Raw genomic sequence first — 13,557 nt, 5'->3', positions numbered from 1 at the left:
ACCGAGACCCTGGACGCCGTCGAGCTGGCCCAGCGCAACGGCTTCAAGTGCATGATGTCCCACCGCTCCGGCGAGACCGAGGACGTCACCATCGCCGACCTGGCCGTCGCCACCAACTGCGGCCAGATCAAGACCGGCGCCCCGGCCCGCTCCGAGCGCGTCGCCAAGTACAATCAGCTGCTGCGCATCGAGGAGATCCTCGACGACGCCGCGGTCTACGCCGGCCGCAGCGCCTTCCCGCGCTTCAAGGGCTGAACCCGCATCAAGGGCTGACGCCCGCGTAGGAAGCGTCGTACGTACGTCCCCGTACTCGGTCCCGTACCGTGTGCGGGGACGTACGCGCGTGAACGGGAGGCGGGCAACATGGCCGTGAAGGACCGGGACCGGTTCTCCACCGCGACCAGGATCAGGCTGCTCGGCGAACAGACCGCCGCCCGGGTCTACCGCTCGCAGACCAAGCGGCAGGCCCGGCGCTCCCGTCTCACCGGCCGGGCCGCGCTCCTCGCGCTCGTCCTGTGCTCGCTGGTCGTGGCGCTCGCCTACCCGATAAGGCAGTACGTCGCCCAGCGCGCCGAGATCGCGGATCTCCAGCGGGAGCAGCGCCAGGCCCGGGAACGCGTCGAACAGCTGCGCGACGCCAAGGCGCGGTGGCAGGACGACGCGTACGCCGAGCAGCAGATCCGCAAGCGGCTGCACTATGTGATGCCCGGCGAGACCGGATACGTGGTGATCGACCCCGACGCGGCCAAGCAGTCCCGCGCCGACACGGGCGGGGCCGACCGCCCCTGGTACTCGAACGTCTGGGACGGCGTCGACAAGGCCGACGCCTCGGACAGCTGAACGAGTTGAACGGACACAGAAAGACAGGCATGGAAACGCCCCCGCCGCCCACCCCGCGCACCGAGCCCACCGACGCGGACGTCGAGGCCTTCAAGCAGCAGCTCGGCCGACCGCCGCGCGGGCTGCGCGCGATCGCGCACCGCTGCCCCTGCGGGCAGCCGGACGTCGTGGAGACGGCCCCGCGCCTGCCCGACGGCACGCCCTTCCCGACGCTGTACTACCTGACGTGCCCCAAGGCCAACTCGGCCATCGGCACGCTGGAGGCGAACGGCGTCATGAAGGAGATGACGGCCCGCCTGGAGAGCGACCCGGAGCTGGCCGCCGCCTACCGTGCCGCGCACGAGGACTACATCCGGCGCCGCGACGAGATCGAGGAGCTGACGGGCTTCCCCAGCGCCGGCGGGATGCCGGACCGGGTCAAGTGCCTGCACGTCCTGGTCGCCCACTCGCTGGCCGCCGGTCCCGGGGTGAACCCGCTCGGCGACGAGGCCCTCGCCATGCTGCCGGAGTGGTGGCGCAAGGGCTCCTGCGTGACCCTCGCCGGTGAGGAGTGCGCACAGTGACCCGGGTCGCCGCCATCGACTGCGGTACGAACTCCATCCGCCTGCTGGTCGCCGACTGCGACCCGGTGACGGGCGGACTGTCGGAGCTGGACCGCCGTATGACGATCGTGCGGCTCGGCCAGGGCGTCGACCGCACCGGGCGGCTGGCCCCCGAGGCGCTGGAGCGGACCTTCGCCGCCTGCCGCGAGTACGCCGCCGTCATCAAGGAGTACGGCGCCGAGCGGCTGCGCTTCGTGGCCACCTCCGCCTCCCGGGACGCCGAGAACCGGGACGACTTCGTGCGCGGGGTCATGGACATCCTGGGTGTCGAGCCCGAGGTGATCAGCGGTGACCAGGAGGCCGAGTTCTCCTTCACCGGCGCGACGAAGGAGCTGACCGGGCACGACCACCTGGAGCGGCCCTTCCTCGTGGTGGACATCGGCGGCGGCTCCACCGAGTTCGTCGTCGGCGAGGAGCATGTGCGCGCCGCCCGCTCCGTCGACGTCGGCTGCGTGCGGATGACCGAGCGGCACCTGGTGGTGGACGGCGCGGTGACCGACCCGCCCACCGAGGGGCAGATCGCGGCGATGCGCGCCGACATCGAGGCCGCGCTCGACCTCGCCGAGGAGACGGTGCCGCTGCGCCAGGCGCGCACCCTGGTGGGCCTGGCCGGTTCGGTGACCACGGTGTCGGCGATCGCGCAGGCGCTGCCGGAGTACGACTCGACGGCCATCCACCACTCCCGGATCTCCCTGGACAGGGTCCGCGAGATCACCGGCTGGCTGCTGCGCTCCACCCACGCCGAGCGCGCCGCCGTGCCGTCCATGCACCCCGGCCGGGTGGACGTGATCGCCGCCGGGGCGCTGGTCCTGCTGGCGATCATGGAGCGGATCGGCGCCGAGGAGGTCGTGGTGAGCGAGCACGACATCCTCGACGGGATAGCTCACTACGCGGCGAGCGAGGCGCGCTGAGGGGCGGTGCCCGGCTGTGGTGGTGCCGGGCGGGGCGTCACGGGTTTCGGTAGACGTCCCGCCGGTCGCCCACCTTGACGACGAGGACGACGAGTTCACCGTCGTTGACCTGGTAGGCGACCCGGTGGCTTCCGGCCCGGAGCCGCCGGCTGATGGCCGGGGGTTGCCGCTGTTCATCGCGTGGCCGGTGGTGTGACGCCGGCGTCGGCGCGGGCGTCCGCGGGGCATTCGCTCCGGTCGGTGCGGCGGTTCGTCCCGGTTCGAGGGGTGCCGCCGGCCGCTGTCGGCGGCGCCGTCCCGGCCGTGCGGATCGGTCCCCTCTCAGGCCCGACTCCCTGGTCAGAGGCCTCTCCTGAGCGGTCCCGGACCACGTTTGAGCGGTCCTCCGGGCCGCACGGTGACACCTCGTCGGGAAAGTTCGTGAAGTTCTTCACAAGGAATTCGGCCCCTGGGGGCCGCCAAACGCCTTCGGTTGCCCCGTTCGGGGGGTCAACTTGCCTTTGAACATGTTCAGAACAGGGGGTGGAGTGCCTTCGAATCGCGCGCCCCGCTCCCTGTTTCCGTCGGCTCACGACGCCCTCGGTCGCCCAGAGAGGCAGCTCACGCGGCATTGACAACGGTGTGGGGGGTGTCACGGTTCCCGCACTTAGACATGATCTAAGTCACGCGGGCCGGGGAGTGTAGCACAGGCCTTGGCAGACCTTGTGAAGGGGCGCACGAGCCACCCCCTCCGAGCGGGTGGATACTCGATGGCATGAGCACCACGGAGCGTCCCAGGATCCTCGTAGTAGGCGGTGGGTACGTAGGCCTGTACGCAGCTCGGCGCATTCTGAAGAAGATGCGCTACGGCGAGGCGACCGTCACGGTCGTCGACCCCCGGTCGTACATGACCTACCAGCCCTTCCTCCCCGAAACCGCCGCCGGCAACATCTCCCCGCGACACGTCGTCGTCCCGCTGCGACGCGTGCTGCCCAAGGCGGAGGTCCTCACCGGCCGGGTCACCACCATCGACCAGGACCGCAAGGTCGCCACGATCGCCCCGCTCACCGGCGAGGCGTACGAGCTGCCCTTCGACTACCTGGTCATCGCGATGGGCGCCGTCTCCCGCACCTTCCCGATCCCCGGCCTCGCCGAGCAGGGCATCGGCATGAAGGGCATCGAGGAGGCCATCGGCCTGCGCAACCACGTGCTGGAGCAGCTCGACAAGGCCGACTCCACCACCGACGAGGAGATCCGCCGCAAGGCGCTCACCTTCGTCTTCATCGGCGGTGGCTTCGCCGGCGCCGAGACCATCGGCGAGGTCGAGGACATGGCCCGCGACGCGGCCAAGTACTACCGGAACGTGTCCCGCGAGGACATGCGCTTCATCCTCGTCGACGCGGCGGACAAGATCCTGCCCGAGGTCGGCCCGAAGCTGGGCGCCTACGGCAAGGAGCACCTGGAGAGCCGCGGCGTGGAGATCTACCTCTCCACCTCGATGGACTCCTGCGTCGACGGCCACGTGGTGCTGAAGAACGGCCTCGAGGTCGACTCCAACACGATCGTCTGGACGGCGGGCGTCAAGCCGAACCCGGCCCTGTCCCGCTTCGGCATCCCGCTCGGCCCCCGCGGCCACATCGACTGCGAGCCGACGCTTCAGGTCAAGGGCACGGACTACATCTGGGCCGCGGGCGACAACGCCCAGGTGCCCGACATCGCCGCCCGCAAGGCCGGCGTGGAGAACGCCTGGTGCCCGCCGAACGCCCAGCACGCGCTGCGCCAGGCCAAGGTCCTCGGCGACAACGTGGTCTCCGGCATGCGGGGCTTCCCGCAGAAGGAGTACAGCCACGCCAACAAGGGCGCGGTCGCGGGCCTCGGCCTGCACAAGGGCGTCGCGATGATCGTCATGGGCAAGATGAAGATCAAGCTCAAGGGCCGTCTCGCCTGGTACATGCACCGCGGCTACCACGGTCTGGCCATGCCGACCTGGAACCGCAAGATCCGCGTCTTCGCGGACTGGACGCTCGGCATGTTCCTCAAGCGCGAGGTCGTCGCCCTCGGCGCCCTGGAGTCTCCGCGCGAGGAGTTCTACGAGGCCGCCAAGCCGGCGCCGGCCCCGGCCGCCGCCGCGAAGACCGAGGAGAAGGCCAAGGCCTCCTGACCTCCGGTCACCTCTGAAACACCCCCGAAGGGGCCGCCTGCCATCCGTGGTGCGGGCGGCCCCTTCGGCGTTGAGCCGGGCGGCCCCTTCGGCGTTGAGTACCGAGGTGAGTACGAGCGCTCAGGGCACGGCGGGCCGGGCCCGGCGAGGCTGTCCCTCATGACCATGACGTCGGTACCCCAGCGGCCCCCGCACCCGCCCCGCGCCCGCCGCGGCCCAGCGCTCGCGAGCACCCTCATCGTGACGCTCGTCCTGGCCCTGGCCGGCGGCGGATACGCGGCCTGGCGGACCCTCCACGGCGAGGACGAGCCTTTGGCGGGACGGCCCCGCGTCGACGACACCACGGCCGGGCTGTCGTACGCCGTTCCCGAGGGCTGGCAGCGCGGCGACGGCGACCTGATCAGCAGCTTCACGTCGTCCCTCACCCACGAACACCCCGGCGCGGAGGGCGGCAGCGTCGTCCTCGCCGGCCGGGGCGACGCAGTCCCGCGCTCCGAACTCGGCCCCTCCGCCGAGCGCTGGGCCCGCTCCAACGCCGTCTTCTTCCACCCCGAGGGCCGGTCGGCCGTCACGGAGTCCGAGGCGACCACCGTCGACGGCCGCCCCGCCCACACCGTCACCCTGAAGGTCACGGACGGCGAGAACGGCACGGGCCGCCTCCGCATGACCCTCATCGCCGTGAGCGACGACCGGACGGCCTTCCTCCTCAGCGTCGTCCAGCCGGCCACGGAGGCCGAGAAGCGGACGGCCGACCTGGTGCTGCGCAGCGCCGCCCTGCTCTGAGTCGGCCGGACGGCGACGGCGGCGACGGCGGCCGAATCCACACCCCCGCAAGGGTTTTGCACAGACGTAACGCGCGTGGGGGACTGCGGCGACGCTCCGCAAGTGTTTACGTGGTGTCGGACTTTCCGGGATCGCTGTCACGGAGGTGTGCACCATGTCGGACGCCGCACCGAGGCTGAAGGGGCTCTTGGAGCAGGTGCTGGGGGCGCCGCTCCCGGTCCGTATTCGTGCCTGGGACGGTTCGCAGGCGGGGCCGCCGGGCGCGCCGACGCTGGTGGTGCGGCACCGCCGGGCGCTGCGCAGGCTGTTGTGGAAGCCGGGCGAGCTGGGGCTGGCGCGCGCCTGGGTGGCGGGGGAACTGGATGTCGAGGGAGATCTGTACACGGCCCTGTCCCTGATTGCGGGGCTGCTCTGGGAGCGGGACGAGGACGCCCGGACCCTCGCGCAGGCCCTGCGGGATCCCGAGGTGCGGGCCGCCGCGCGGGGACTGGTGCGGATGGGAGGACCGGCGCTGCCGCCCGCGCCGCCGCGGGAGGAGGTCCGCCGGGGGCGGGCCCGTCTGCACACCCGGCGCACCGACAAGCGCGCCATCAGCCACCACTACGACGTCGGGAACGACTTCTACGAGCTGGTTCTCGGCCCGTCGATGGTCTACTCGTGCGCCTACTGGGAGGCCCCCGGCGCCGAGGGGGGCACGCTGGAGGACGCCCAGCGGGACAAGCTGGAACTGGTCTCCCGCAAGCTCGGCCTGAGACCCGGCCTGCGGCTGCTCGACGTCGGCTGCGGCTGGGGGTCCATGGCCATCCACGCCGCCCGCGAGCACGGGGTGAGCGTCGTCGGCATCACGCTCTCGCAGGAGCAGGCGGCGTACGCCCGCAAGCGGGTCGCCGACCAGGGGCTGACCGACCGGGTCGAGATCCGGGTGCAGGACTACCGGGACGTCGTCGACGGGCCGTACGACGCGATCTCCTCCATCGGCATGGCCGAGCATGTGGGGACCGAGCAGTATCTGAAGTACGCCCGGAGCCTGTACGCGCTGCTCAAGCCGGGCGGGCGGCTGCTGAACCATCAGATCGCGCGGCGTCCGCAGCGCGACGAGTCCGCGTACCACGTCGACCAGTTCATCGACGCCTACGTCTTCCCCGACGGGGAGCTGGCCCCGATCGGCACCACCGTGGCCCAGCTGGAGCGCGCCGGGTTCGAGGTGCGGGACGTGGAGTCGATCCGCGAGCACTACGCGCTCACCCTGCGCCGCTGGGTCGCCAACCTGGAGTCCGGCTGGGCGGAGGCGGTGCGGCTGACCAGTCCGGGCCGCGCCCGGGTCTGGCGGCTGTACATGGCCGCCTCGGCGCTGTCCTTCGAGCGCAACCGCATCGGGGTGAACCAGGTGCTCGCCGTGCGGACGCCCGAGTCCGGGGCCTCCGGGATGCCGCTGCGGTCCCGTACCTGGAACGGCTGACGCCACCGGAACACGGCGAGGGCCCCGCACCGGGTGGGTGCGGGGCCCTCGCCGCGCGTAGCGTCGCAGTGGCTATGCGGACTTGATCGCCGCCAGCATGTTCAGCCGGGCCGCCCGGCGGGCCGGCCACAGCGCGGCCAGGACGCCGACCGCGGCAGCCAGCAGCAGGAACACCGCCATCCGGGTCCAGGGCAGGACCAGTTCGTACGTCGCCATCCGGCTCGCCATCAGTTCCCCGGCCGCCCAGCCGAAGAACACGCCGAGGCCGATGCCGAGCACCCCGCCGAAGAGCGAGATGACCAGGGACTCCAGGCGGACCATCCGCTTGATGCCGGTGCGGTCCAGGCCGATCGCGCGGAGCATGCCGATCTCCTGGGATCGTTCGAAGACCGACATCGCCAGGGTGTTGATGACACCGAGGACGGCCACGATCACCGCCATGGCCAGCAGGCCGTAGAGCATGTTCAGCATCATCGTGAACATCTGTGCGATCTCGTGGGAGATGTCCTTCTTGTCCTGGACCTTGATCGCCGGGTTGGAGCCGAGGGCCTTCTCCAGCCGGTTCTTTGCCGCGTCGGACGCGCCGTCGGCGGTCTTCACCATGACCTGCATGTCGGCCGGATCGGTCTGGTGCGGGGCCAGGGTGGCGAGGTCGAGCATGATCCCGCTCATCATCTCGTTGGGCTGGTAGACGCCCGCGACGGTCAGCTTCTCCTTCGCGCCGTCCTCGAACGACGCGGTGAAGGACGAGCCGGCCGTCCAGCCGCGGGACTTCGCCGTGTCCTGGTCCACGACCACCCGGTCGCCGCCCACCCTGAAGGCGCCGTCGCGGACGGGAAGTTCGGTCAGGTCACCGAAGCTGGCGCCGTTCACACCGGTCAGGTACTCGGTCTCGCCGCCGATCCGGACGGGCGCGTTGCGCATCGGGCTGGTGGCGGTGACGCCCTCGGTCTCCCTCAGCTGCTTCTCGACATCCGGCGAGAGGGCGTTGCCGTTCGCCATGAAGACGACGTAGTCCGCGCGGATCGCCTCCGAGGCCATCTTGTCGATCGACTTCTGCAGGCTGCCCGCCATCACCGTCATGCCGGTGATCAGGGTGAGGCCGATCATCAGGGCGGAGGCGGTGGCGGCGGTACGGCGCGGGTTGCGCACCGAGTTCTGGCGGGCCAGCTTGCCCGACACCCCGAAGAGCCGCAGTACCGGCGCGGCGGCGGCGATCAGCGGCCGGGACAGCAGCGGGGTCAGCACGAACACGCCGATGATCAGCAGACAGGCGCCCAGCCCCATCGGCGCCTGACCGTCCGAGCCGCTCATGGTGGTCGCCGCGAGGACGACCGCGACGCCCGCCGCCGAGAACAGGGCACCGATCGTGTTGCGCAGCACCAGCGACTTCACCGAGGCCTTGGCGTGCACGCTGCTCATCGCGGCCACCGGCGGGATCTTCGCCGCGCGGCGGCCCGGCAGCCAGGCGGCCAGCATCGTGACGAGGACACCGACGGCGAGCGCGGCACCGACCGTGCCGGGGGTGATCACCAGCGGTCCGTCCGGCACGGTCTCGCCGAGGGAACCCATCAGGGAGCGCAGGCCCGCGCCGATGCCGATGCCCGCGGCCAGGCCGGTCACCGCGGCGGCCACGCCGACCACGAATGCCTCGATCAGCACCGACCGGGTGACCTGGCGGCGGGAGGCGCCGACCGCGCGCAGCAGCGCCAGCTCCTTGGTGCGCTGGGCGACCAGCATGGTGAAGGTGTTGGCGATGATGAAGGTGCCGACGAACAGCGCGATGCCGGCGAACACCAGCAGGCCCTGCTTCATCCCGCTCATCTGCGAGGCGATCATCTCGGCCTGGTCGTCGGCGAGCTGCTGCCCGGTCGTGGTCTCGACGCGGTCGGCGGGCAGCGCCTTGTCCAGCTCGGCCTTGAGCGCGCTCTGCGTGACGCCCGGCTTCGCCCGGACGGCGATCTGGTCGTACGTGCCCTGCTTGCCGAACAGTTGCTGCGCGGTGGCCGTGTCGAACAGGGCGAGGCTGCCGCCGGCGGCGACGTTGCCGTCGTCGGTGGTGAAGATGCCGGCGATCCTCGGCTTCAGGACCGGGCCGTCGACGGACAGGCGCAGCGTGTCACCGACCCGGTAGCCGGTGCGCCCGGCGGTTTCGGAGTCGATGAGGACCTCACCACGGCCCTTGGGGGCGTGGCCCTCGACGAGGGGGTAGCGGGGGTCGTCGGTGCCCCAGTAGTTGCCGCCCTGGGACTGGAAGCCGTTGCCGACCAGCTTGCCGTCCTTGTCGGCGAGGGCGGTGAACCCGGTGACGACGCCGGTGGCGGACGCGGCGCCGGGCACGCGCGCGCTCTCGTCGAGGATCGCCCGGGTCAGCTCCGGGGTCTTGCCGAGGGTGTCGCCCTCGCTCTCCTGGTATTCGGGGTCCACGGCGACGTCGACCTGATCGAAGCCCTTGGCGGAGCTGTTCTGGTAGGCCTCGGAGATGGTGTTGGTGAAGACCAGGGTCCCCGACACGAACGCCACGCCGAGCATCACGGCGAGCACGGTCATCAGGAGCCGGGCCTTGTGCGCGAGCACATTGCGCAGGGCGGTTCGGAACATCGCTTCTTCTCAGTCCAGGGTGGGGGCGGGAAACGGGAGGCGGTGCGTCAGCTGGTGCGGCCCTTGCCGTCGAACCGCTTCATGCGGTCCAGCACCGACTCCGCCGTCGGCCCGTACACCTCGTCCACGATCCGGCCGTCCGCGAGGAACACCACGCGGTCCGCGTACGCCGCCGCCACCGGGTCGTGGGTCACCATCACCACCGTCTGCTCCAGCTCGCGCACCGAGTTGCGCAGGAAGCCCAGCACCTCGGCGCCGGACCGGGAGTCGAGGTTCCCGGTCGGCTCGTCACCGAAGATGATGTCCGGCTTGGAGGCGAGCGCCCGGGCGACCGCGACGCGCTGCTGCTGGCCACCGGAGAGCTGGGCGGGACGGTGGCCGAGCCGCCCGGACAGGCCGACCATCTGGATCACCGTGTCCAGCCACTCCTTGTCCGGCTTGCGGCCCGCGATGTCCATCGGAAGGGTGATGTTCTCCAGCGCGGTCAGCGTCGGCAGCAGGTTGAACGCCTGGAATATGAAGCCGATCTTGTCCCGGCGCAACTTGGTGAGCTGCTTGTCCTTCAGGGAGCCCAGCTCGGTGTCGCCGATGCGCACCGAGCCGGAGGAGAAGGTGTCCAGGCCGGCGACACAGTGCATCAGGGTGGACTTGCCGGACCCGGACGGGCCCATGATCGCGGTGAACTCTGCCTGCCGGAACGCGACGGAGACCCGGTCGAGGGCGACCACCTGGGTCTCGCCCTGTCCGTAGATCTTCGACAGCTCCGTGGCGCGGGCGGCCACGGCGGTGGCCCGGTCGGCAAGGGGAGTCGTGGTCACGGGGAGGCGCTCCTGTCGGGACGGGATCGGGGTACTGATCCATCGTTCCGGCCGTATCGCGCCGTGTAGTCAGCCGCTGTTCCCGTTCCCGGGACAGTCTCCGGTCGGACCGGCCGCCCTGGTGTCATACCTGGGGATGACGGGCGACCCTGACGGGCGACTTGGACGAGCGACCTTGACGGGTGAGGATCGCAAGAACAGGTGGAGTGCCCTTGTTCGGGCGGTGAAATTCCGTCATTCCGCATGCGCGGGCGGCGGCCGCGCGCAAGGCTATTGGCAAGTGCGGATGGCGAGTTCCGAGTGCTGATGCACCCTCAGACGTCAATAAAATAAGACAACATCGGTCCGCCGTTCCGCTGTTCGGGGGATGCGCCCCGATAGGGTCGGATACCGCGACGCGGAGCCCATGGCCTGCCCGGATGGTGGAATGCAGACACGGCGAGCTTAAACCTCGCTGCCCCTCGCGGGCGTACCGGTTCGAGTCCGGTTCCGGGCACTCCGACGCCTTCGGAATGTGTGTATTGTGCACTGAAATCTTCGCCGCTCCGCCGCCGCACCTTCACCGCACCGGCCCCTCGGTGACGAGATCGTCACCGAGGGGCCACGGTTCGGATCCTCCCGTGCCGGGAATCACCCGGCCGCGTAGCGTGTTGCTCAGCACGTGGGGGGAAAGATCCTCCCCAAGCACTAGGGTCATTCCTTTGCCTGTCTATTACTCTTGAGCCAAGGCTACGCAGGGTGGCCATGGAGGAGTGAAATGAGGAGCAGCAACCCGGTCTTCTCGCGACGGGGGTTCAGCCGCGACAACGGCTACGCGGGCTTCAACACCGCGCCGCAGGCCGGGGGCGCAGCTGTAGGTACGCAGGGCAACCCGTACGCCACGGGCAACCCCTACGCCCAGCCCGGCGCCGGTGCCGACCCGTACGCGCAGAACCCTTACGCCCAGCAGGGCGCACCGCAGGCCCCGGTCGCCACCGGCAACCGGATGACGATGGACGACGTCGTCATGCGCTCGGCCATGACGCTCGGCACCGTCGTCGTCGGCGCCGTCCTGGCCTGGGCCCTGCTGCCGGTCTCGTCGACCAGCTACGGCCTGGCCATCGGCGCCGCGCTCATCGCCTTCGTCCTGGCGATGGTGCAGTCCTTCAAGCGCACGGCGTCCCCCGCGCTGATCCTGTCGTACGCCGCCTTCGAGGGTGTCTTCCTCGGCGTGATCAGCGAGATGTTCAACACGCGGTGGTCGGGCGCGCCCTTCCAGGCGGTCCTCGGCACCATGGCGGTCTCCGGTGCCACGCTGCTGATCTACAAGGCCGGCTGGGTCCGCGTCACCGCCCGCTACGCCCGCATCGGCATGGCGATCGCCCTGGCGTTCATCATGGTCATGGCGGTCAACCTGCTGCTGGTCGTCTTCGGTGTCGCCGAGGACGGCGGTCTGCGCAGCATGGGCCCGCTCGGTGCGATCGTCGGCATCATCGCGATCGTGCTCGGCGCGTTCTTCCTGACCCTCGACTTCAAGCAGATCGAGGACGGCATCGCCTACGGCGCGCCGCGTGAGGAGTCCTGGCTGGCCGCGTTCGGTCTGACCATGACCCTCGTCTGGATCTACATCGAGATGCTGCGCCTGGTCGCCATCTTCTCGGGCGACGACTGATCCGCAGCCGCCACCATGCCGAAGGGCCCCGGGTTCCTCCCGGGGCCCTTCGGCGTCTGCGGGGAGGAAAGGGCGCTCAGAACCTGCGCGCGGCCCTCCTCAGGTCGTACTCGTGGATGATCGCTTTGGCGTGGCCGTACGCGAGGTCGTACTCATGGCGCAGCCAGCTGACCTTCTCCTCGAAGCGGAGGGCGGGGCCTTCTTCGACGGTACGCAGCCAGTCGGCGACTTCACGACCGGTGCAGTGGGGGATGCGGGCGAGCAGATTGCGGTGGGTCTCCTCGGAGAAGACTTGGGACATCGGCGCCTCCGTACGCAAGGGGATGTAAGCCGGTCCTTCAGGTCACCGTGCCTGAGCGTTCGCCCGTTGGCAACAGTGCCGGTGCCTGTTGGAAACGGTCCCGGTGCGGGGCGTAAGGTCACCGCGTGGTTGATACGACGCCTTTGAACCGTGCGGTGGATCACTTCGCGGACCGGTTGCGGGCCGCGCCGCAGAGTCGGTTGCAGCGGGGCGCTGCCGCCGCCGCTCTGGAGCTGGCCAGGGAGCTGGCGCGGTGGGCGCAGGAGCTGGAGACGCCGGGGGCTGAGCCTCGGGTGATGCCGGACGCGGGCATGTTCGCGGCGGCTGATCAGGTCAGTGTCGCCGCACATGACCTCGCGGTCGTGTTGCGCAGTGAGGGTGAGGTCGCCGAGGCGGTGCGGCTGGTGGAGGAGGCGCAGAAGAAGGCGGGGGTATGAGGTTCGTGGACGGCCGGCCGTCGGATGGGGCCGGTCGCGCAGTTCCCCGCGCCCCTCGAGGAGTCTCCGGCGCCCTTCCTTCAGGGGAACCCCCGAAGGGCGGAGCGGGCCTCACAGGCTCGCTATGACCCTGTCCGCCAGGATGTAGACGTTCTCCTCACCGCACTCGAAGGTGAGGGTGTACGCGCCGGAGATGCCGGAGCCGCCGAGGAGGACGGGGGTCTCGCCCGCGTTGAGGGCGGCGGCCAGTCGCTCCGCGGTCTCGCGGTGCCCGGGGGTCATGCAGAGGGTGGTGCCGTCGGCGAAGACGTAGACGTCGAGGGTGCCGAGCGGGCCGGGGCGCACATCGGTGAGCGCGGTGCGGGCGGCGGCCAGTTCCTCCAGGGTCGCGACGGTGCGTTCGTGGTCGTTCACGAGGGGTGACGCGACGGGGACGAAGTCCGGGTGGGAGGGGTGGCGGCGGCGGGCGGCGGCCAGTTCGGGGGAGTCCCCGGGGAACTCCTCGGCCTCGGTGGCCGGATCCAGGCCCACGAAGTCGGCCTGGCGCGGCAGGAACAGGTCGCTGTCGGAGAGGGACAGCAGCGAGGGCGCGTCGGAGACGTCACGGGCCTCCTGGGCGGCCCAGAAGGCGCGGGCCTCGGCCAGCTCCCGCTCCCGCTCCTCGGCCAGCGCCTCGGCGACGGCGGCGCGTATCTCGTCCGTGTCCGCGGTGGTGCGCGCGGCGGGGACGCGGACGCGGGCCGCGCGGGCCTCGGCCAGCTCGGTGTGCAGGGCCGCGACCTGGCGGCGCAGCTGCATCAGGGTGCGCAGGACGGCGACGCCCACGGCGCCGGTGGCGGCCGTGGTGACCAGCAGGGCGATCGGCATGGCGCTCACTGACGTACTCCCGGTTCAAGGTCGACCCCCGACTTCCTACATCAGCTTGATGGGTGAACTAACCAGCTGTCAGTGCGTAACGTCACGAAACGGACAGGACTTTGCGTTCCATGGTCCTGGTGGTGCTGCCCTGACCTG

At 70.6% G+C, this 13,557-nt stretch carries 13 protein-coding genes, 1 tRNA gene and 1 pseudogene; 10 read left to right on the top strand and 5 right to left on the bottom strand.

Features of this window, described 5'->3' with window-relative positions; translation table 11 throughout:
* The 4 genes and pseudogenes from eno to VE614_RS13840 form a co-directional block, all read left to right on the top strand.
* Positions 1 to 255 (top strand): annotated as a pseudogene (eno, locus tag VE614_RS13855) (phosphopyruvate hydratase); the annotation flags it as partial.
* Between the two features lie 108 nt (positions 256 to 363).
* Positions 364 to 840: a septum formation initiator family protein gene (locus VE614_RS13850; protein ID WP_324936297.1), complete on the top strand. Its 477-nt coding sequence runs from the start codon at positions 364 to 366 to the stop codon at positions 838 to 840.
* A gap of 29 nt (positions 841 to 869) precedes the next feature.
* On the top strand, positions 870 to 1,403 hold the full coding sequence (locus tag VE614_RS13845) for a DUF501 domain-containing protein (RefSeq protein WP_324936295.1): 534 nt from the start codon (positions 870 to 872) through the stop codon (positions 1,401 to 1,403).
* Positions 1,400 to 2,353, top strand: a complete 954-nt coding sequence (locus VE614_RS13840; protein WP_324936293.1) for a Ppx/GppA phosphatase family protein — start codon at positions 1,400 to 1,402, stop codon at positions 2,351 to 2,353. Before VE614_RS13845 ends, VE614_RS13840 begins: the two co-directional genes overlap by 4 nt.
* 37 nt (positions 2,354 to 2,390) lie before the next feature.
* On the opposite strand, the gene VE614_RS13835 is transcribed toward VE614_RS13840, so the two are convergent.
* Positions 2,391 to 2,678, bottom strand: coding sequence for a type II toxin-antitoxin system RelE family toxin (locus tag VE614_RS13835; protein ID WP_324936305.1), 288 nt, complete (start codon positions 2,676 to 2,678; stop codon positions 2,391 to 2,393).
* Positions 2,679 to 3,107: 429 nt separating this feature from the next.
* Here VE614_RS13835 and VE614_RS13830 point away from each other — a divergent pair, with 429 nt between their 5' ends.
* From VE614_RS13830 to VE614_RS13820, 3 genes are all read left to right on the top strand, one after another.
* A complete protein-coding gene (locus tag VE614_RS13830) occupies positions 3,108 to 4,493 on the top strand; it encodes an NAD(P)/FAD-dependent oxidoreductase (protein WP_324936291.1) in 1,386 nt (461 codons plus the stop codon).
* Between the two features lie 159 nt (positions 4,494 to 4,652).
* Complete coding sequence (locus VE614_RS13825) at positions 4,653 to 5,276, top strand: hypothetical protein (protein ID WP_324936289.1); 624 nt, start codon at positions 4,653 to 4,655, stop codon at positions 5,274 to 5,276.
* A gap of 154 nt (positions 5,277 to 5,430) precedes the next feature.
* On the top strand, positions 5,431 to 6,735 hold the full coding sequence (locus tag VE614_RS13820) for a cyclopropane-fatty-acyl-phospholipid synthase family protein (protein ID WP_324936287.1): 1,305 nt from the start codon (positions 5,431 to 5,433) through the stop codon (positions 6,733 to 6,735).
* A 72-nt stretch (positions 6,736 to 6,807) separates the two neighbouring features.
* Here VE614_RS13820 and VE614_RS13815 read toward each other — a convergent pair whose 3' ends face one another.
* Both VE614_RS13815 and VE614_RS13810 read right to left on the bottom strand, forming a co-directional pair.
* Entirely contained in the window at positions 6,808 to 9,336 is a 2,529-nt protein-coding gene (locus VE614_RS13815; protein WP_324936285.1) for an ABC transporter permease, read from the bottom strand.
* A gap of 47 nt (positions 9,337 to 9,383) precedes the next feature.
* On the bottom strand, positions 9,384 to 10,154 hold the full coding sequence (locus tag VE614_RS13810) for an ABC transporter ATP-binding protein (RefSeq protein WP_324936283.1): 771 nt from the start codon (positions 10,152 to 10,154) through the stop codon (positions 9,384 to 9,386).
* Positions 10,155 to 10,567: 413 nt separating this feature from the next.
* On the opposite strand from VE614_RS13810, the gene VE614_RS13805 reads away from it, so the two are divergent.
* Positions 10,568 to 10,650 (top strand) — tRNA-Leu (locus VE614_RS13805).
* 261 nt (positions 10,651 to 10,911) lie between these two features.
* The gene (locus tag VE614_RS13800; protein WP_324936281.1) at positions 10,912 to 11,805 is read left to right on the top strand and encodes a Bax inhibitor-1/YccA family protein; all 894 of its coding nucleotides are present in this window, start codon (positions 10,912 to 10,914) and stop codon (positions 11,803 to 11,805) included.
* Positions 11,806 to 11,881: 76 nt separating this feature from the next.
* Here VE614_RS13800 and VE614_RS13795 read toward each other — a convergent pair whose 3' ends face one another.
* On the bottom strand, positions 11,882 to 12,106 hold the full coding sequence (locus VE614_RS13795) for a DUF4287 domain-containing protein (protein ID WP_043501480.1): 225 nt from the start codon (positions 12,104 to 12,106) through the stop codon (positions 11,882 to 11,884).
* Positions 12,107 to 12,231: 125 nt separating this feature from the next.
* Here VE614_RS13795 and VE614_RS13790 point away from each other — a divergent pair, with 125 nt between their 5' ends.
* Positions 12,232 to 12,543, top strand: a complete 312-nt coding sequence (locus tag VE614_RS13790; protein ID WP_324936279.1) for a hypothetical protein — start codon at positions 12,232 to 12,234, stop codon at positions 12,541 to 12,543.
* A 111-nt stretch (positions 12,544 to 12,654) separates the two neighbouring features.
* On the opposite strand, the gene VE614_RS13785 is transcribed toward VE614_RS13790, so the two are convergent.
* Positions 12,655 to 13,419 carry a hypothetical protein gene (locus VE614_RS13785; RefSeq protein ID WP_324936277.1) on the bottom strand — a complete coding sequence of 255 codons (765 nt, stop codon included), beginning with the start codon at positions 13,417 to 13,419 and terminating at the stop codon, positions 12,655 to 12,657.
* Positions 13,420 to 13,557 lie beyond the last annotated feature (138 nt).

Origin of the sequence: Streptomyces sp. (assembly GCF_035645055.1) — a bacterium.
Classification (GTDB): Bacteria; Actinomycetota; Actinomycetes; order Streptomycetales; family Streptomycetaceae; genus Streptomyces.
This window is presented reverse-complemented; position numbering and strand designations above follow the sequence as displayed.